The organism is Dokdonella sp. (assembly GCF_019634815.1).
Taxonomy (GTDB): Bacteria; Pseudomonadota; Gammaproteobacteria; order Xanthomonadales; family Rhodanobacteraceae; genus Dokdonella_A.
Genome location: NZ_JAHCAP010000001.1, coordinates 51,266 through 70,655, shown reverse-complemented (window position 1 = coordinate 70,655; position 19,390 = coordinate 51,266). Strand labels below are relative to the sequence as shown.

At 64.7% G+C, this 19,390-nt stretch carries 13 protein-coding genes; 7 read left to right on the top strand and 6 right to left on the bottom strand.

Annotated elements, in window-relative coordinates; genetic code table 11:
• Nucleotides 1-11 precede the first annotated feature (11 nt).
• The 3 genes from KF759_RS00275 to KF759_RS00265 form a co-directional block, all read right to left on the bottom strand.
• Nucleotides 12-722 (bottom strand): hypothetical protein, encoded by a 711-nt coding sequence (locus tag KF759_RS00275; RefSeq protein WP_291222139.1) that lies wholly within the window; start codon nt 720-722, stop codon nt 12-14.
• Between the two features lie 35 nt (nt 723-757).
• A complete protein-coding gene (locus tag KF759_RS00270; RefSeq protein ID WP_291222138.1) occupies nt 758-970 on the bottom strand; it encodes a hypothetical protein in 213 nt (70 codons plus the stop codon).
• Nucleotides 971-1,077: 107 nt separating this feature from the next.
• A complete protein-coding gene (locus tag KF759_RS00265) occupies nt 1,078-2,091 on the bottom strand; it encodes an AI-2E family transporter (RefSeq protein ID WP_291222137.1) in 1,014 nt (337 codons plus the stop codon).
• Nucleotides 2,092-2,279: 188 nt separating this feature from the next.
• On the opposite strand from KF759_RS00265, the gene KF759_RS00260 reads away from it, so the two are divergent.
• From KF759_RS00260 to KF759_RS00245, 4 genes are all read left to right on the top strand, one after another.
• Complete coding sequence (locus KF759_RS00260; RefSeq protein ID WP_291222136.1) at nt 2,280-3,197, top strand: HAD family acid phosphatase; 918 nt, start codon at nt 2,280-2,282, stop codon at nt 3,195-3,197.
• Nucleotides 3,198-3,457: 260 nt separating this feature from the next.
• Nucleotides 3,458-4,399, top strand: coding sequence for a hypothetical protein (locus tag KF759_RS00255; RefSeq protein ID WP_291222135.1), 942 nt, complete (start codon nt 3,458-3,460; stop codon nt 4,397-4,399).
• A 123-nt stretch (nt 4,400-4,522) separates the two neighbouring features.
• Nucleotides 4,523-7,054 carry a glycerol-3-phosphate 1-O-acyltransferase PlsB gene (gene plsB, locus KF759_RS00250; RefSeq protein ID WP_291222134.1) on the top strand — a complete coding sequence of 844 codons (2,532 nt, stop codon included), beginning with the start codon at nt 4,523-4,525 and terminating at the stop codon, nt 7,052-7,054.
• Between the two features lie 70 nt (nt 7,055-7,124).
• Nucleotides 7,125-7,760: a DUF6058 family natural product biosynthesis protein gene (locus tag KF759_RS00245; RefSeq protein WP_291222133.1), complete on the top strand. Its 636-nt coding sequence runs from the start codon at nt 7,125-7,127 to the stop codon at nt 7,758-7,760.
• Nucleotides 7,761-7,782: 22 nt separating this feature from the next.
• Here KF759_RS00245 and KF759_RS00240 read toward each other — a convergent pair whose 3' ends face one another.
• Nucleotides 7,783-11,364, bottom strand: a complete 3,582-nt coding sequence (locus KF759_RS00240; protein ID WP_291222132.1) for an indolepyruvate ferredoxin oxidoreductase family protein — start codon at nt 11,362-11,364, stop codon at nt 7,783-7,785.
• Between the two features lie 108 nt (nt 11,365-11,472).
• Nucleotides 11,473-13,212, bottom strand: a complete 1,740-nt coding sequence (locus tag KF759_RS00235) for an LTA synthase family protein (RefSeq protein ID WP_291222131.1) — start codon at nt 13,210-13,212, stop codon at nt 11,473-11,475.
• 411 nt (nt 13,213-13,623) lie between these two features.
• Here KF759_RS00235 and KF759_RS00230 point away from each other — a divergent pair, with 411 nt between their 5' ends.
• The 3 genes from KF759_RS00230 (at nt 13,624) to KF759_RS00220 (ending at nt 18,173) form a co-directional block, all read left to right on the top strand.
• Nucleotides 13,624-14,940: a nucleoside transporter C-terminal domain-containing protein gene (locus tag KF759_RS00230; protein WP_291222130.1), complete on the top strand. Its 1,317-nt coding sequence runs from the start codon at nt 13,624-13,626 to the stop codon at nt 14,938-14,940.
• Between the two features lie 4 nt (nt 14,941-14,944).
• Entirely contained in the window at nt 14,945-15,919 is a 975-nt protein-coding gene (locus KF759_RS00225) for a ribokinase (RefSeq protein WP_291222128.1), read from the top strand.
• A 97-nt stretch (nt 15,920-16,016) separates the two neighbouring features.
• Nucleotides 16,017-18,173, top strand: a complete 2,157-nt coding sequence (locus KF759_RS00220; protein ID WP_291222127.1) for a primosomal protein N' — start codon at nt 16,017-16,019, stop codon at nt 18,171-18,173.
• Between the two features lie 290 nt (nt 18,174-18,463).
• Here KF759_RS00220 and rpoH read toward each other — a convergent pair whose 3' ends face one another.
• Nucleotides 18,464-19,324, bottom strand: coding sequence for an RNA polymerase sigma factor RpoH (gene rpoH / locus KF759_RS00215; RefSeq protein ID WP_291222125.1), 861 nt, complete (start codon nt 19,322-19,324; stop codon nt 18,464-18,466).
• Nucleotides 19,325-19,390: the final 66 nt, after the last annotated feature.

Below are 19,390 nucleotides of genomic sequence, written 5' to 3'. Positions count from 1 at the left end.
AAGCGTGCTTGCTACGGCCGCACTTGAATATCCGACGAATTGCTTGCATCGGTGGAGAACATGAAACGATGTTCAGTACGGCTATCATCGATAGTGACAGGGAAATCGGTAAAAACGTAGCTTGGCGACTTCCCTTCACCTTGGAAAGACGCCATGAAAGCCTTCCATGATTCTTCGTCATTTACAGTGATCGATCCCGCACAAAATATTGTTCCACAGGAAAAAGCATTTACCCGCATGATCGAATTATTGAATTTGCTGACCTCAGCAGTCAAAGCGCTTTCATATAACTGATTTACGTCGTTGGCAAGTTGGTTATCGGCAGCCTGATCCCTGAGCTCCGCCACGAAATTCAAGAAGTCCGGAGAAGCCAAGGCTGACCTGATGCCGAGAAAGTTGATGCTGTCTCCAGCGAGCAGACCTCTTTCGATGGGTATCGATCGTTCATGAAGTGTCAATCCGCCCTTTTTGCCATGCGGCGGGACTTCATCACCCTTCGGAATTTCTTGCGATGTGCCGCGGCCCTTGTTCGCGTGGACGTGTTCAATGGCGAGAGGCAGTTCTTCGATCGGTGGCACCTTTGGCTTGTCAACTTTTTGCTGATTTTCTTTGGTTATGACAATTGACTGATGCGCGTCAGTGGTAAAAAAATAAAGAAAAGAGATGATCGCAATGATCGCCAAAACAAAACCATACGCTGATTTCCACTTCACCACGATCATCTCCGAACTGCAGCTACGGGTAAGGCCCAGACGGACTATTTACGTACAAGAACGATCCGGATAATGGATCCACCGCAGCAATCACGAACACCCCAACCACCGTTTGGCAAGACATAAACCTCGCACGCATTTGTACAAGTGAACTCGGTGTGATCAATGATGACCGATTCTTCGGCTCTTGCTTTCGATGCGCCAAAAGCCAAGCCAAGACAAAACAGTGCGAGCGATGTGGATATGATGTACTTCACGGAACTCTCTCCTTTTCCATGGGTGAGTGCGCCAATCATCTGTGGCGCATCATGAGTGTGAAGGACGGCGGGGGGGGGGGCGTCAAGCCCGAATTTCGTGAACTCGATCAAACAAGTTTCGCCTCGGCCAGCTCGCGCTTGAGGAAGGCGTAGTAGATCGGTGCGGCGATGAGGCCGCCGATGCCGAAGGCCGATTCCATCACCAGCATGGCCACCAACAGTTCCCAGGCGCGGGCGTGGATCTGGGTGCCGACGATGCGCGCGTTGAGGAAGTACTCGAGCTTGTGGATGAGCACGAGGAAGGTCAGCGCGGCGACCGCGTCGCCGAACGACACCGACAGCGCGGCGATGAAGATCACGGTGTTGGAGACGAGGTTGCCGACCACCGGCAGCAAGCCGACGATGAAGGTGATGACGACCAGGGTCTTGGCGAACGGAATCGGCGTGCTGAACAGCGGCAACAAGGCGAGCAGGAAGATGCCGGTGAGCACGGTGTTGATCGCCGAGATCTTGACCTGGGCGAAGACGATGTCGCGGAAGGCGTCGAGCAGGTTGCGGCTGCGCGCGTGCAGCGCGGCGATGAAGGGCGTGCGGCCCTGGCCCCGACTGCCATTGGCGGCGAGCGCAATCATCGCGCCCAGCACCATGCCGATCAGAAGGTGCGCGAGGCTGCGTGCTGCCGCCTTGCCGGCCAGTTGCAGCGTACTGGCATGTTGGCGCAGCCAGTCGAGCGCGGCCACGCGCATTTCGGTGATGTTGTCGGGCAGGTGATCGACGATCCAGCCGGGCAACTGGCCGCGGGCGCGATCGAGCAGGGGATTGAGGTTGTCGAAAAACACCTTGGGATCGCCGATCTCCTTGCGCACCAGTGAAATCGTCAAGAGCACGGCCAGGGTGATCAGGCCGACCACGACCACGCTCAGCACGAACACCGCAATGCGGTATGCGTTCGAGCGCGGCAGGTAGCGCTGCACATGCGGCGCCAGCATGTCGATCAACGCAAACACGAACAGGCCCGCGATCAGGGCCGACAGCAGGTGCAGGTGCAGCACCGCCAGCAACGCAAGTGCGGCGATGATGCAGGCGGCGAGGGTGAAGCGCAGGTTGGCGATCGGACTCATCAGGTCTCCGTGCCGGCGCGGCAACGATGCTGCGTCGGGGTGCTTTAAACTTCAGCGGTGATCCTAGCAGGCCGTCGCCGGCCGGCATTGCGCAACGCGCCCCGACCTGGAGTGGAAGGGCCGAGCACGGTGCCGCTTGGTGCCAAGGTGCCTTGGCTGAACCCGTCAATGTCCATTTCGGAGTTGCAATGAATCCCCATCGTCATTCGTTCATCGTGGTGTTGCTGTCAGTGCTGCTCGGTGCCTGTGCCACGCCCGCAAGCCGACCCGTATCCGCACCGCCCGCCACGCCAGCCGCGATGCCGGTGCCCGCACCTGCGGTGAGCGGGCCTGCACCCAACGACAATCTCAATGCGGTGGCCTGGTCGCAGACCGCGATCGAGCACGACCTCATCTATCTCGAGGTCTACCGCGACGCCACCGACACCCTCGCACGCGCGCTCAAGGATCGCAGTTGGGACGCATTGGCGCACGCGGACCGCAGCGGCCCGGTACGCAAGCTCAAGCCGGCGATCATTCTCGACATCGACGAAACCGTGCTCGACAACTCGCCGTATGCGGCGCGACTGGTGCGCGCGGGCAAGACCCATGAAGACGCGCTGTGGACGCAGTGGTGCGAGGAAAAGGCAGCCAAGGCCCTGCCCGGCGCGCGCGAGTTCACGAATTTTGCAGCCAAACACGGCGTAACCGTGTTTTATCTGTCCAATCGCGACACGGAGCTCAACGAAGTCACGCTCGCCAACCTGAGCAGCGAGGGTTTTCCGATCGCTGCGGGCGAGAAAGTCTTTCTCGGGCAGGGCACCGATGTCCCCGGCTGCACGCCACAGGGCAAGAGCGACAAGAGTTGCCGGCGGCGCCTGATCGGCCAGCGCTATCGCGTGCTCATGCAGTTCGGTGATCAGCTGGGCGATTTCCTCGAGGCCCGCCCCAACACGCTGGCCCAACGCAAGGCTGCGGTCGAACCCTATCTGCCCTGGATCGGCGAGCGCTGGTTCGTGCTGCCCAACCCGACCTATGGCTCCTGGGAGCCGGCCCTGTTCGGCAACGACTGGAAGCAGCCGCCCGCACAAAGGCGCCAGGAAAAGCTCGATAATCTTCGTTATTGATCAACAACTTGTATCGATCATATTGAAGTATTGCGTAAAGATTGATCGCCAACTATAGTCCGCGCATGGTTTTTTCGAGTTCGTGGTGGTATCCCGAAATCGCAAGGACGCCAGACTTCCTCCTCCGGCTTGACCGGAACTTGGCCCGGACGATTCCCATCGCCCGGGCTTTCTTTTTGTGCCTTTCGGCAACCGGCCGCGTGGGGCCGATCTGCTAGAGTGCCGCTCCCGCAATCCCACCTGGAATCCTGGATCCAATCATGAACAAGCCCCTGTTTCGCATTGCCTTGCTCAGTGCGCTCGCCCTCGTTGCCGTCGGCTGCCAGAAGGAGCCGCAAACCGCGCCCGCCGAGCAAGCCGCTGCTGCGACCTCGCCCGATGGCGCGCTGATGGCTTCGGTCAAGCTGCTCAAGGCGGGTGATTTCGACGGTCTCATGAAGAATTCGCTGCCGCCCGCCGAGTTCGCCAAGATCAAGGCCGACTGGAACAAGGATCAGGATCCGATCACCGACGAAGAGCGGCAGAAGTTCGCCGATACCATCGGCAAGCTCACCGCCCCCGACGCCGAAGAGAAGATCTACGCCGAAATCGAACCGCAGCTCACCGCCTTCGATGCGCAGTACCAGCAGCAGATTCCGATGTACGTGGCGATGGGATCGGGTTGGCTGCAGGGCATGGTGCAGCAGAACAAGGACATGTCCGAAGAATCCAAGCAACAGGCCCTGGCCGCGATCAACGCGCTCGGTGCCTGGGTCACCAAGACCCGCTTCACCGATCCGGCCAAGGTCAAGCAGGTGATCGCGATCGTGGTCAAGGCGGCGCGTGATCTCAACCTCAAGTCGATCGACGAGGCGCGCGCGCTGAGCTACGAGCAGGGCATGGAAAAGGGCAAGACGGCATTTGCCGCGTTCAAGGCGGCCCTCAACGTCTATGGCTTCTCGTTCGACCAGACGCTCGATTCGATCAAGCCCGAAGTCGTCAGCAACGACGGCAAGACCGCCAAGATCAAGATCGCCTACACGCTGTTGGGCACGCCGCTGACCGGCGAGGCCGACATGGTCAACGTCGACGGCCGCTGGTACGGCAAGGACACCATCGAGAAGATCAAGGACAAGGCCGCGGCCAAGGCCGCCGATGAAGCTGCCACACCCGAGGTGGCGCCAGCCGCGGAGTCGGCGGAAAAGCCCGAAGCACAGGGCTGAGTCTTGCCCTCTCCAGCGCGGGTCATGCGCGGCATGGCCCGCAGGCGAATGCGGCGTGATGCGTGTTCGCTGTCGCAAAGTCCCGCGCAAGGCGGGACTTTTCACATCCGCTAGACTGCGCGCATGAACGACCCATCTCCTGCGCCGGCACCGCAATCAGGCGTGCAGGCGCCGCGTTGGCTGCGCATCCTCGGCAGCTTGCTGCGGCCCTGGGTGCGCATCCAGCGCACGCCCGAGGACGTGCTTTCACTGCTGCCCGACGATCCGCGTCCGACGGTGTATCTCATCGAGCGCTACGGTCTGTCGGACAATCTGATTCTCGAACAGGCCTGCCAGGAAGCCGGCTTGCCCTCGCCCTATGCGGCAGCCGAACGCTTGCCGATCGGTCGTCGCCGCGCCGTGATCACGCTCTCGCGCCGGCCGCCGATGTTCGGACGCGCGCCGCATCCGACCCGCTCGGAAACCCTCAGCCTGCTCGCCGAGGCCGTGCGCAGTGCACCCGAACTCGACGTGCGTCTGGTGCCGGTATCGATCTTCGTCGGTCGCGCGCCACAACGTGAGTCGGGTTGGTTCAGCGTTCTGTTCTCCGAAAACTGGGTCGTCGTCGGCCGCTTCCGCCGCCTGCTCGCGCTCGCGCTCAATGGCCGTGACACGCTGGTCGAATTTGCCGCGCCGGTAAGCCTGCGCGACGTCGTCGCCGGCGAAAGCAGCACCGAGCGTGGCGTGCGCAAATTGCAGCGCATCGTGCGCGTGCATTTCCGCCGCGTGCGCGCCGCGGTGATCGGCCCCGATCTTTCGCACCGGCGCACCCTGATCGATGGCGTGGTCAATGCCGCACCGGTTCAGCAGGCAATCGATGCCCATGCCAATCGCGAAGGCATCCCGCGCGAGGCCGCCGCCGCCAAGGCGCGCGCGTTTGCCTGGGAAATCGCCGCGGACCAGTCGCATCTGGTGGTGCGCTCTGCCTCGTTCCTGCTCACCGCGCTGTGGGAGAAGATCTATCGCGGCGTGCACATGCATCACTTCGACAAGTTGCGCGAGATCGCGCCGGGTCACGAAGTGATCTTCGTGCCCTGCCATCGCAGCACCACCGACGATGCACTCTTGCCCTACCTGCTCTATCGCAATGGCCTGGCGGTGCCGCACATCGCCGCCGGCGTCAATCTCAACCTGCCGGTGATCGGCGGCCTGCTGCGCCGGGGCGGCGCCTTCTTCCTGCGCCGCAGTTTCAGCGATCCGTTCTATTCGACGGTGTTCCGCGAATACATGAGCCAGCTCATCGCGCGCGGGATTTCGCTGATGTACTTCATCGAAGGCGGACGCTCGCGCACCGGACGCATGCTCGCGCCGCGCGGCGGCTTGCTGTCGATGACCCTGCGCAGCTTCCTGCGCCAGCCTGATCGCCCGGTGGTGTTCCAGCCGGTCTACATCGGCTACGAGAAGGTCATGGAAGGCGAGTCCTACATCGGCGAGCTTTCCGGCAAGCCCAAGGAAAAGGAATCCTGGGGCGGCATGTTGCGCAATCTCGGCGTCTTGCGCCGCAATTACGGTGCGGTCTCGGTCAATTTCGGCGAAGCGCTGTTTCTCACCCCGCTGCTCGACGAGATCGAGCCCGACTGGCGCGCTGCGACCGCCGATCCCGAAGCCAAGCCCAATTGGCTCAAGAGCGCGGTCGACGTGCTCGGCGAGCGCATCCTCGTCAACATCAATCGCGCCGCGGACGTCAATCCGGTCAATCTGCTCGGCATCACCCTGCTTGCCACGCCCAAGCATGCGATGTCCGAGACCGATCTGCTCGCCCAGCTCGATTTGTCGAAAGAGCTGCTGCAGGCACTGCCGTATTCGACGCGCGTCACCGTTTCCGCGCTGCCGGCCACGCAGATCATCGCCTATGGCGAGAGCATGCAATGGATCCGCCGCGTCAGTCATCCGCTTGGCGATGTGCTGGTTGCCGACGACAAGGCCGGTGTTCTGCTCAGCTATTTCCGCAACAATGTCAGCCACCTGTTCGCCTGCGCGGCGTGGGTTGCCTGCTGCCTGCTCAACAATCGACGCATCGCGCGCTCCTCGATCCTGCGTCTGGGACGCATCGTCTATCCGTTCGTCCAGGCCGAGTTGTTCCTGCCCTGGGACGAAGAAGAGTTCGGTACGCGCGTGCAGCAGACAATCGATTTCCTCGTCGCCCGCGATCTGCTGCACGCCAGCGCGGATGGTCGCATCATCAGCCGCGGACCGGGTCAGACCGATGCGGCCTTCCAGTTGCGTGCGCTGGCCGACAACCTGTTGCCGGCGATCGAGCGCTACTACATCGCGCTCGCGCTGCTGGTGAAGAACGGCTCGGGCACGCTGACTTCCGCCGAGCTCGAGAATCTGTGCACGCTCAGCGCGCAGCGGCTGTCGCTGCTGCAGGAGCTGAATGCACCCGAATTCTTCGACAAGAGCCTGTTCCGCGGCTTCATCCAGAAATTGCGCGAACGCCGCGTGGTGTGGAACGACGATGCCGGCAAGCTCGCCTTCGATGCCTCACTCGCCGCGGTTGCCACCGATGCGCGCTTGATCCTCAGCCGCGAGATTCGTCACGGCATCCTCAAGCTGACCCCGGAGAAACAAGCCGAACTCGCGCGTGACAGCGCAGCCGAAAGCGACTCGAATTGAACCAGCCTGAGGCAAGACTGATCGAGTGGCGCGATCGTCACGGCGCCCCAGACATGCCAATGGAGAGCACATGACGCTCGACGAATATCTGCACAGGCACTTCGTCTCCCGGCAGCGCTTCACCGAGATGGCCGAGATCTCCGAACAACGCCTGGCGACCTTGATCGAACTCGGGGCGGTTCCGCGCGCGACCTATGTCTGCGATGGCGACGCGATCGAGTCGGCGGTTTTCGGCCGCATCGAAGCTCAGCAGGCCGCAGCGGGCGAGTATTTCCGCCCCGAATGCCTGCGCTGGGTGGCGATCGCCGAGCGCGCGGCTGCCGGTGGCGAGCGCGACGCGGTGTTGGCTGTCTTGAGCGCGGAACTGCACGCGGCGCTCGCAGGCACAGGCGAGGATCCTGCAGCAATCGACGCGAAGATTCGGCAGAACTACATTCCCGCTTTTCTCGACGGCACCTTCGGCTTATGCGTTGCCGACCCCGCGAGCGGCGCAGGCATTGCGCGCAAGGAATGCCTGCAGGAACGACTCACGGCAGTGACCGCCAACGGCAGTGAGGCGCAGCCAGCGGGCATCGCACGCGAGGAATTGCTGCGCCTGATCGACGACTATGCCGCAGCGGCGATGCCCTTCTCGCCGGCCGAATTTGCGCGCAGCAGTCGCAAGCGTCTGGTCGACGATCTGCGCCCGCGCGTGGCTGCACGCTAAGGCATCGGCAGGCGCGGCGCGATCAAGCCGCGTCGCGCCGAGCTTGCGGATTGCGCCATTGCGCAAGCAAGGCTGCTTGCCGTTCGCGTGCCTTGTCCAGATGACGCTCCTTGACGTGTCCGAAGCCGCGGATCTGCTCGGGAATCGAGGCGATTTCGGTCGCGAGCGCGTGGTTGCCCGCGTCGAGCCCGGACAGCAGTTCATCGACGATCGTGAAGTACTCGGCGATCAGCTTGCGCTCCTCGCGCCGCTCGGCGGTGTAGCCGAACACGTCGAATACGCTGCCGCGCAGGAAGCGCAACTTCGCCAGCAGCTTGAACGCGGTCATCATCCGCGGCCCGTATTCGGCCTTGATCAAACGCCCCTCGGCGTCGCGCTTGGCGAACAGCGGCGGCGCGAGATTGAAATGCACGCGGTAATCGCCGTCGAAGACCTGCTTGAGGCGCTGCTCGAATTCGCCCGAGGCGTACAGGCGCGCGACTTCGTATTCGTCCTTGAAGGACATCAGCTTGAACGCGTAACGCGCGACCGCTTCGCCGAGCGCACTGCTACCCGGCAACGCGGCGGCCTCGGCGGCGCGCACCTTGTCGACCAGGGCGCGGTATTTCGCGGCGTAGGCGGCATTCTGGTACTCGCCGAGGAAGGCCACGCGGCGCGCGATGCGCTCATCGAGCGAGCTGCTGAGCGTGCCATCGTCGAGCGCTGCGGCCATTGCGCCATCCGAGCTCGTTGCGGGCTTGCGCAGCGGCAGCGCCAACGCAATCGCGCCCGAGGGCAGATGCGGATGCGGCAGGCCGGCCGCCTTGCGCACCGCAACCGGGTCATGCGCAGCCAGTCGGCCCCAGTTGAATGCGGCCTTGTTCATCTCGACCGCAGCGGCATTGAGTTCGATCGCGCGCAGCAGGGCTTCGCCTGACAGCGGCACCCAACCCTTCTGCCAGGCGTAGCCGAGCATGAACAGGTTCGCGGCGATGGTGTCGCCGAGCAGGGCGGTGGCGAGCTCGGTCGCATCGATCAGCTCTGGCGACTCGCCGCCGAGCGCGGTCTTGACCGCATCGATGATGCCCTGCGCGGGGAACTGCAGGTCGGGCTTCATCGTGAACGAACCGGGCATCGCCTCGTAGCTGTTGAGCACCACGCGCGAGCGTCCCGCGCGGATCTTGGACAGTGCCCAGTAGTCGTTGACCACCACCATGTCGCAACCGAGCACGAGGTCGGCTTCACCCGCGGCGATGCGCACCGCGTGGATGTCTGCGGGCGTGCGCGCCACGCGCAGGTGACAGGTCACCGCGCCGCCCTTCTGCGCCAGACCGGTCTGATCGAGCACGGTGCTGCCCTTGCCCTCGAGGTGCGCGGCCATGCCGATCAGTGCGCCGATCGTGACGACGCCGGTACCGCCGATGCCGGTGACAAGGATGTTCCACGGCTGGGCGAGATCGCTGGCGAATTGCGGTTGCGGCAGCGCGGAGAAATCGACGCTCGCCTTGCCCTGTTGCTTCTTGAGGCGGCCACCGACCACGGTGACGAAGCTCGGACAGAAGCCCTTGACGCAACTGAAGTCCTTGTTGCAGCCGGATTGATCGATTTCGCGCTTGCGCCCGTACTCGGTGTCCTTGGGCAGCACCGAGACGCAGAAGCTCTGCTCGCCGCAGTCGCCGCAGCCTTCGCAGACCAGCGAGTTGATGAACACGCGCTTGTTCGGATCTTCCAGCTTGCCGCGCTTGCGGCGCCGGCGCTTCTCGGTGGCGCAGGTCTGGTCATAGATCAGGACGCTCACGCCGGTCACTTCACGCAGCCGCTTCTGCACCGCGTCGAGTTGATCGCGGTGTTCGAATGTCACCTCCGGAGGAAAATCGATGTCGCGATATTTGCTCAGGTCATCGGACATCACGACGATGGTCCTGACGCCCTCGGACCACACTTGCCCGGCGATGTCGGACACGCTGAGCGTGCCGTCCACCGGCTGGCCGCCGGTCATCGCCACCGCGTCGTTGTAGAGGATCTTGTAGGTGATGTTGACCTTGGCCGCGATTGCCTGCCGGATCGCCAGCGAGCCCGAGTGGAAATAGGTGCCGTCGCCGAGGTTCTGGAACACGTGGCGGGTTTCGGTGAATGGCGCCTGCCCGCACCAGGTCACGCCTTCACCGCCCATCTGCGTGAAGGTGTCGGTGCGCCGATCCATCCAGGTCACCATGTAGTGGCAACCGATGCCGGCCAGTGCGCGCGAGCCTTCGGGCACCTGGGTCGAGGTGTTGTGCGGACAGCCCGAGCAGTAGTGCGGCACGCGCGGAAAATTCGCGCGCGGCAGGGTGAGCTCGTGTTCCTTGGCCTCGATCCAGGCCACCCGCGCCTTGATCGCATCGCTGCTGAAGAAGCGACCGAGGCGGCGCGCGATCACCAGCGCGATCATCGCCGGCGTCAACTCGTTGGTCGAAGGCAGCACCCAATTGCCCTCTTCGTCGTACTTGCCGATCACCGACGGCCGCACGTGGTGATCCCAGTTGTACATGGTTTCCTTCATCTGCGATTCGATGAAGGAGCGCTTTTCCTCGACCACCACGATGTCTTCCAGGCCGCGCGCGAATTCGCGGATGCCCTGCGGTTCGAGCGGCCAGGTCATGCCGACCTTGTAGACGCGGATACCGATTTCGCGCGCGTCTTCGGCGCTGATGCCGAGGTATTCAAGCGCCTGCAGCACGTCGAGGAAGCTCTTGCCGGTGGTGACGATGCCCAGCCGCGCACGCGGCGAATCGATCACCACGCGATCGATGCGATTGGCCCGCGCGAAGGCGCAGGCGGCCTGCACCGCGTACTGGTGCAGGCGCATTTCCTGCTGCAAGGGCGGATCGGGCCAGCGGATGCCGAGGCCACCCTCGGGGCCGGTGAAATCCGGCGGCAGGATGATGTCGAGTTGATGCGGATCGACCAGCACCGAGGCCGAGGATTCGACCGTTTCAGCGATCGTCTTGAAGCCGACCCAGCGGCCGGTGAAACGACTCATCGCCCAGCCGAGCAGACCCATGTCGAGAATGTCCTGCACGCCGGCCGGATTGAGCACCGGCATCATCGCGCTGACGAATTCGAGTTCCGATCCATGTGGCAAGGTCGACGACCGACAGGCGTGATCGTCGGCAGCGAGCGCGAGCACGCCGCCGAACTTCGAAGTCCCGGCGGCATTGCCGTGCTTGAACACATCGCCGCAACGATCCACGCCCGGGCCCTTGCCGTACCACATCGAGAACACGCCGTCGTACTTGGCGCCGGGAAACAGGTTGGCCTGCTGCGTGCCCCAGACCATCGTCGCGCCGAGGTCTTCGTTGAGACCGGGCGTGAACTGGATGTTGGCCGCCTTGAGATGCTTGCCGGCCTTCCACAGTTCGAGATCAAGGCCGCCGAGCGGCGAGCCGCGATAGCCCGAGACGAAGCCCGCGGTATTGAGCCCGACCGCACGGTCACGCATCTGCTGCATCAAGGGCAGGCGCACCAGGGCCTGCACGCCCGACAGATAGATGCGGCCCTGACCGCGCGTGTACTTGTGTTCGAGCGTGTAGTCGCGGTCGATCGCCGAATGATCCGACGCAGTTGCGGTTACAGACATGGTCATTCCCTGGCGAAGGCCGGGCGGCTGGCGGAGCGCGGATTTTAGGGCAAGCCCTGGCGGGTGGCACGAACGCCGTCATGTCGACAGGCGTCTGCTGCATGCGTCGCCGTGTCAGCGTTCCCCGGGTGCAGCGGCGGGCGGTTGCGCAACGGTCGGTCGCGCGCCAAAGGTCTGGCGCAGCAGTCGCGCAAATTCCCGCTGTTGGCGCAGCTGCATCACGGCGGCGAGCTGGGCATCGTCGGGTGGCGACCAGCCGGGGCCGACATGATCGGCCTCACCCAGCGATTCGAGCAGGCGAAAGTAGGGCTCGTCATCGATTCCGGCCGTAGCCAGCAGTTTGCCCGGCAGATAGAACGCGGCTGTTGCCTGCGCTGCCTGTGGCGCGGGGTGAGCGGTATCGAGCAGCAGCCAAGGCACCGGTTGCTGGGTGGCGGCTGCGCCGTTCCTGAAGCCGAGCTGGTCATACACCTCGTTGAGCCCGGGCAGGTGGTCGCCGTAGAACAGCAGCAGGCTGCGGCGCGGACGCTGGCGCAGCCCGTCCACCAGCCGGGCCAGTGCACGATCGGCATTGTCCAGGTGATAGAGATAGCCGCGCAGCAATTTGCTGCCATGCTCATCGAGCTGCGGCGGGAGTTTCAGTGCCTGGAGCCGCTGCGTATCGACGTTGGGATAGTCGTCGTAAGGGCCGTGGTTCTCCATGCTGATCGCGAACACGAACATCGGCGAGGTCGCCTGCGACAGACGCGCAAGCAAGTGATCGACGAGCGCGTCGTCACTGATGTACCAGCCTTGGCGCGGCGCGTCGCCGAACTCGTCTTCGGCATCGAAATCAGCGAAGCCCAGATTCGCCAACGCGCTTGCGCGATTCCAGAAGCTGCGGTGGTATGGATGCACGGCAAGGGTTTCGTAGCCGTGCCTGGCGAGCACGCTCGCCAGGCTCGTTTCGCGCGTTGCCGCCATGCCGAAATACGGATATTCGACCAGCGGGAAATAGCGCATGGCAATTCCGGTGAGCACCTCGAATTCGGTACGGATCGTGCCGCCGCCGAAGGTGGGCGCCCACATGTCGCCATGCTGCGCCGACTGCGCGAGCTCGCGCAAATGGGGCAGCACCTGCGCGGATTCGATGCCATTGAGGCGCGAGGGGTCGAACAGGGATTCGCTTTGCAGAACGATGATGTCGGGCAGGTCTGCCGGCGGCATCGCCGGAGTTTGTGTCAGCAGGTCGCGGTGTCGGGCGAGCAATGCGCTGGCTGCGGCGTCATCGGGCGCCGGCAAAATCACGCCCATCGCCCATTGGTAGTGCAGCAGGTTCGCGAGCAAACCGCTTTCGAGCGCCTGCAGTTTTGGCGCCCAGATCTTCAGGGGCACGTCTTCCCCATACAGCACCGGCCACGGCGCCCATCCGCGCAAAAGGCTCAGGTTCGCCATCAATGCCAGCGCGATCACAACCAGGCGGCGCTTGCCGCGCAGCAGGTTCAACGGGCGTTCCTTCCACCAGAGCAGGGCGATGATGGCGAGTACGGCAAGACCAATCGCCAGGGTCAGCCGGCCATGCGGCAGATAGCGGGCCAGCAGCAGCGCCCCTTTGGCGTCCAGATGCAGGAGCAACTGGAAGTCGGCCGGCACGATCGGCGTCGATTGCTCGGCGAGCTTGATCTGGTTCACGAAGTACAGCAGGTAGGTCATGCCGGCAAGCAGCAGTGTCGACAGCCAGGCCCGGCCCGTCACGGCCACCAGCAGCAGCAAGATGAGCAGCAGCGGGACCAGGTTGAGTGCGAGCAGAGGCCAAGGTGCGGGCGTGGTGGCTTCGGCGACGCCCGGATCACCCGGCGCCAAGGCCGGATCCATCAAGCAGATGGTCAACGCGCAAGCGGCCAGTGCGCCGACAAGGGCCAGCAGCTTGCCCGCCTCGGCGGCGTATCCCGATCCCGGGCGTTGTTGTGATCGGCGTGCCTGCACGCGAGCTCCCGTTTTGCATCGAAGGGCGCGAGCCAGTGAGCCCGCAGGATTGAAACGCGATCGGCCGACCGTGGCTGCTGTCCGCAAGCGCGCGTGCAAGCGCTTGCCGGCCGCTGGCCGGGCGCGATTGTCGCACCATGCAAGCATCCGCGCGGAAAAGCGAGCGTGAGCGCGCTCACATTCGCGGGGGCCGCGGCGTGCGAAGGCTTGCCGCGCGCGGCGCTGCGCCTTGCGTGCGCTCGCTCGCCTGCCCTAGTCTCGCCGTTCCGGTCGGCGCCCGCCGCATCGTGGGGACAATCAATGCTGGAAGTTCTTGGGCAGGTCGCGTTCGGCGCGTTCGGCCTCGCGGTGCTGATCGGCATCGCCTGGCTGTTTTCCAACAACAAGCGTGCGATCGACTGGAAGCTGGTCGCCACCGGCGTGACGCTGCAGATCGTGTTCGCGGCGATCGTGCTCAAGCTGCCGCTCGGCCGCGACGTGTTCAACGCGATCGCGGTCGGCTTCGTCAAGCTGCTCGACTTCGTCAATGTCGGCTCGAAGTTCATCTTCGGCAGCTTCATGGACACCAGCAAGTTCGGTTTCGTGTTCGCGGTGCAGGTGCTGCCGACGATCATCTTCTTCGCCTCGCTCACCGGCGTGCTCTATCACCTGGGCGCGATGCAGAAGGTGGTCAAGGGCATGGCCTGGGTGATCACCAAGGTGATGCGCGTGTCGGGCGCCGAAACCACCAGCGTCTGCGCCAGCGTGTTCATCGGCCAGACCGAGGCACCGCTGACGATCAAGCCCTACATCGAACGCATGACGCAGTCGGAACTCATGACCGTGATGATCGGCGGCATGGCCCATATCGCCGGTTCGGTGATGGCGGCTTATGTCGGCCTGCTCGGCGGGGATGATCCGGCGCAGAAGGAGTTTTTCGCCAAGCACCTGCTCACCGCCAGCATCATGGCGGCGCCGGCAACCCTGATGCTGGCCAAGATCCTCGTGCCCGAAACCGAACAACCCCTCACGCGCGGCACGGTCAAGCTCGAAGTGGAAAAGACCACCGCCAACGTGATCGATGCGGCCGCCACCGGCGCCAGCGATGGCTTGCGTCTCGCACTCAACGTGGGCGCGATGCTGCTCGCCTTCATCGCCCTGATCGCGCTCGTCAATGGTCCGATCCAGTGGCTGGGTACGCATGCCTGGGGCGCCGCCGCCGATTCCACGATCAACGCCTGGCTCTCGGCCAGTGCGGGACATTCGGTCGAGCTGTCGCTGCAGACGATCTTCGGCTGGATTCTCGCCCCGCTCGCGTGGCTGATCGGCGTGCCGTGGCAGGACGCGACCCTGGTCGGCAGTTTCATCGGCCAGAAAGTGGTGATCAACGAATTCGTCGCCTACGTCGACATGTCCAATCACATGGCGCAAATGACCAAGCAGAGCCAATTGATTGCGACGTACGCGTTGTGCGGTTTTGCCAATTTCTCCTCGATAGCGATCCAGATCGGCGGCATCGGCGGGCTGGCACCCAATCGCCGCTCGGACCTCGCGCGTTTTGGCCTGCGCGCGGTGCTCGGCGGCTCGCTGGCGACTTTCATGACCGCAACCATCGCCGGCGTGCTCGAACAGATGTGAGGGCATGAGCGCGCCGCAGGTCATCGTCGTCGGCAGCTACAACCAGGACTACGCCTGGCACATCGACCGCGCGCCGCAGGCCGGCGAAACGCGGCGTGGTGAGGATTTCCACAGCGCCGCGGGCGGCAAGGGCTTCAATCAGGCCGTGGCTTGCGCGCGTCAGGGCGTGGCGACGGCGTTCATCGCCGCGCTCGGCGATGACGCCGCCGGCCGCTGCGCGCGTGAACTCGCCGCTGCCGAGGCCATCGATGCGCGCTGGCTGCTGCACAGTGACGCGGCCACCGGCAGCGCCTGCATCGTGGTCGAGGCCGGTGGCCAAAACCGCATCATCGTCGCGCTGGGTGCCAACGAGCGACTCGATCCCGCCTTCGTGCAGGCGCAGACCGATGCATTCGACATGGCGCGCGTGCTGCTGGCGCAGCTCGAGAACAACATCGAGGCGACCCGCGCGGCATTCGCGCTTGCGCGCAGCCGTGATCTCGTGCGCGTGCTCAATCCCGCGCCCGTGCATGCGCAGCTCGACGCTGCGCTGCTCGCCGACGTCGACATCCTCACCCCCAACGAAACCGAGTTCGCGCTGCTGCTCTCACGTCTGTGCGGCATCGAAGTCGATCCCGATCAACTCGTTGCGCAGGACGACGCCAACCTGCACCGGCTCGCGCGCCGGCTCGGCGTGGGTACGCTGGTGATCACGCTCGGCGCGCACGGCTGCTTCGTATCGCATGCCGGTGGAGATCGGCGAGGCGACGCACTCGACTGCTATCGCCTTGCCGCAGCGCCGGCGAAAGTCCTCGACACCACCGGTGCGGGAGATGCGCTCTCGGGTGCCCTCGCGGCCGGGCTCGTGCGTTTTGCCGGCCAACCGTTTCGCGTCGTGATCGAACACGCCAACCGCTGCGCGGCGCTCGCCACCGAAGGGCGCGGCGCGGCATCGGCGATGGCCGACTTCGCCGCGGTGCGCGCGCGGTTTGGCCAGTGATGTTCATTGCGCGGCGCTGGGTGACAGGGGTCTGCTAGGCTTTGCAGCGTTGTCCGCTGCGCGGTGTCCTGCGTGGCGTTTCCTCGAGTGATCATCGATGCCGTCGATCTTGCGCGTGGCCTTGCCCGTGCCCTTGCCCACCCTGTTCGACTACCTCGCCGATGACGTCGGGTCGGTGGTTGGCTGCCGCGTGCGCGTGCCCTTCGGCCGCCGGCAGGCGATCGGCATCGTCGTCGAGCAGGAGACGCAGGCCACGCCACCGGATCGGCTCAAGGCGATCGACGCCGTTCTCGATGCGACGCCGCTGCTGCAAGGCGAGCTGCTGTCGAGCCTGTGCTGGGCCGCGCGTTACTACCAGCATCCGCTCGGCGAAGTGCTGTTCAGCGCCTTGCCCACGGCCTTGCGCCAGGCACGCAGCATCGCCGAGCCGACACCTGTCGCAGTGCAGCTGAGTGAGGCCGGCCGCGCCGCGCTCGTCGATCCGCAGCGTCGTCGCGGCACGCGCATCGATGCGCTGCTCAATGCCTTGGCCGCACAAGCGCTGCCGCTGCCGGTGGCGCGTGAAGTCGGCGGCGCGGCAGCGCTGCGCACTGCCAGCGCGCGCGACTGGATCGAAGCAATCGATCCGATCGCACTTCCACGAGTGGCAGCTGCGCGTAGCCTCAATGCGGAACAGCAGGCCGCAGTCGATGCCGTGCGCGGCAGCAGCGGCTTTGCGACGTTCCTGCTCGATGGCATCACCGGCAGCGGCAAGACCGAGGTCTATCTCGCACTCGCGCGCGCCGCGCTCGAACGCGGTCAGCAAACGCTGGTACTGGTGCCCGAGATCGCGCTGACGCCGCAGACGATCCGCCGCTTTCGCGACGGACTCGGCGTCGAGATCGCGGTGTTGCACTCGGGCCTGGGCGACGCCGAACGCGCACGCGCCTGGCTCGCTGCGGCGCAGGGGCGCGCGCCGGTCGTGCTCGGCACGCGCTCGGCGAGCTGGGTGCCGCTCGCGCGCGCGGGCCTCATCATCGTCGATGAGGAACACGACAGCTCCTACAAGCAGCACGAGGGCTTTCGCTACCACGCGCGCGATCTGGCCGTGGTGCGCGCGCGCGCGCTCGACATTCCGCTCGTGCTCGGCAGCGCCACGCCATCACTGGAAAGCCTCGCCAATGTCGAAGCCGGTCGTTATCAACTGCTGCGGCTCAATCAACGTGCGGGTGGTGCGCAGCCGCCTGCATACGAGGTGATCGACCTGCGCCATCAGCGTCTGCAACATGGTCTGGCCGCGCCGACGCTGGCCGCGATCGAAGCCTGCCTCGCACGCGGCGAACAAGCTTTGGTGTTTCGCAACCGCCGTGGCTATGCGCCGGTGCTCCTGTGCCACGACTGCGGCTGGAGCGCGCGCTGCCCCGAGTGCGAGCGCGCCTTCACCCTGCATCGGCGCGAGCAGCAACTTCGCTGCCATCGCTGCGATGTGCAGCAGCGCCTGCCGCGTGCCTGTCCGCAGTGTGCGAGCCTGGCCTTGCAGCCGCTGGGCGAAGGCACCGAGCGTCTGGAAGACCTGCTCGCCGCACGTTTTCCCGACACACCGATCGTGCGCATCGATCGCGACACCACGCGTGGCCGGCGCATGCGCGAAGCCTTGATCGAAAGCCTCGCCACGCCGGGTGCGCGCTTGCTGGTTGGCACGCAGATGCTGGCCAAGGGGCACGATCTGGGTCAGCTCACCCTGGTCGTCGTGGTCGGTATCGACGAAGGCCTCTACAGCGTCGACTTCCGTGCCGGCGAGAAGCTCGCGCAGTTGATTGTCCAGGTCGCCGGTCGCGCAGGTCGCGCCGAACGCGCGGGCAGGGTGATCCTGCAGACCCACGAACCCGGGCACCCGCTGCTGCGCGCGCTGATCACGCGCGGCTACGGCTTACTCGCGCGCGAACTGCTCGGCGAGCGGCGCGCCGCGCAGTTGCCACCGTATGCACAGTTCGCCCTGCTGCGTGCACAGGCGCCGACACAGGCCGAACTCGATGCCTTCCTCGCCGCCGCAGCACGGGCCTTGGCGCTCCCCCTCGGAGTGGTGTTGCGCGGCCCGATGGCCGCGCCGCTCGCGCGGCGCGCAGGCGCGGTGCATGGCCAGATCCTTTTCGAGAGCGGGCATCGCCGCAGCCTGCACGCATTCCTCGATGCGTGGTTGCCCGCCGTGCGCGCCCTGCCGGCGCAGCGCCGCGTGCGCTGGTCGATCGACGTGGATCCGGTGGATTTGTATTAGCTGGATCGTTGCCCGCAGGCTTTGCGTGCACCCGATGGCGAGTCGATCGACTCGAACGCCGGAGGCGCGCAGCCGACGATGAGGGCGCGCAAACCCTTCATTCCCGCATTGAAATGGCCGGATCGATCTGGTTCGTGCGCTCGCGCGAAAACCCATGGACAGCCGTGCCGGATCGTCCGCCGGCGCCGCGCAGTGTCCTGCGCGCGCCTGCCGCGAGTGCGCGCCATTGCGCGCCCGGAAAGAAAAGGGCGGCCATCGGCCGCCCTCGCTGTGGATCGCTTGCGTTGCGCTCAGGCTTCGAACAGCGCGCGCATCTTCTTCATCGCGTTGGCTTCGATCTGGCGGATGCGTTCGGCGGAGACGCCGTATTCGTCGGCCAGTTCCTGCAGGGTCGCTTTCTCGCCGTCCTTGAGCCAGCGGCGCTGGATGATGTCGCGCGAGCGCTCATCGAGCTTGACCAGGCCGCGATGGAGGGTGTCGAGACTGGATTCGTCTTCCGATTCGGTTTCCACCATCGCGTAGGGGTCGGCCGAGTGGTCGATGAGGAAGGCCGCGGGCGCGGGTTTCTCGTCGTCGTCGGCATCGGCCGGTGCGTCGAAGGCGATGTCGCGGCCGTTGAGGCGCGCTTCCATCTCCAGCACGGTCGCGGCCGGCACGTTGAGCTCGCGGGCCACGGTGTCGACCTCTTCGGCGTTCATCCAACCCAGACGCTTCTTCGACTTGCGCAGGTTGAAGAACAACTTGCGCTGCGCCTTGGTGGTGGCGACCTTGACGATGCGCCAGTTGCGCAGGATGAACTCGTGCATCTCGGCGCGAATCCAGTGCACCGCGAACGACACCAGTCGCACGCCGTGTTCGGGATTGAAGCGCTTGACCGCCTTCATCAGGCCGATATTGCCTTCCTGGATGAGATCGGCGATCTGCAGGCCATAGCCGGAATAGCCACGCGCAACGTGGACGACGAAGCGCAGGTGCGCAAGCACCATCTGCTTGGCCGCGTCGAGGTCGTTGTCGTCATGGTAACGGCGGGCCAGATCCTGTTCCTCGTCCTGGCTCAGCATCGGAATCTGATGCACTGCGCTCACGTAGGCATCGAGACTGCCGACCGCGTTGAGGACGGGCAGTGAATGGGTGACGATTTGATTGCTCATTGGATTGATTCCCCCGAGTCTTGCCGCACTTTAGCACTCGCGACCTTGGACTGCTAAGCGCTGCGG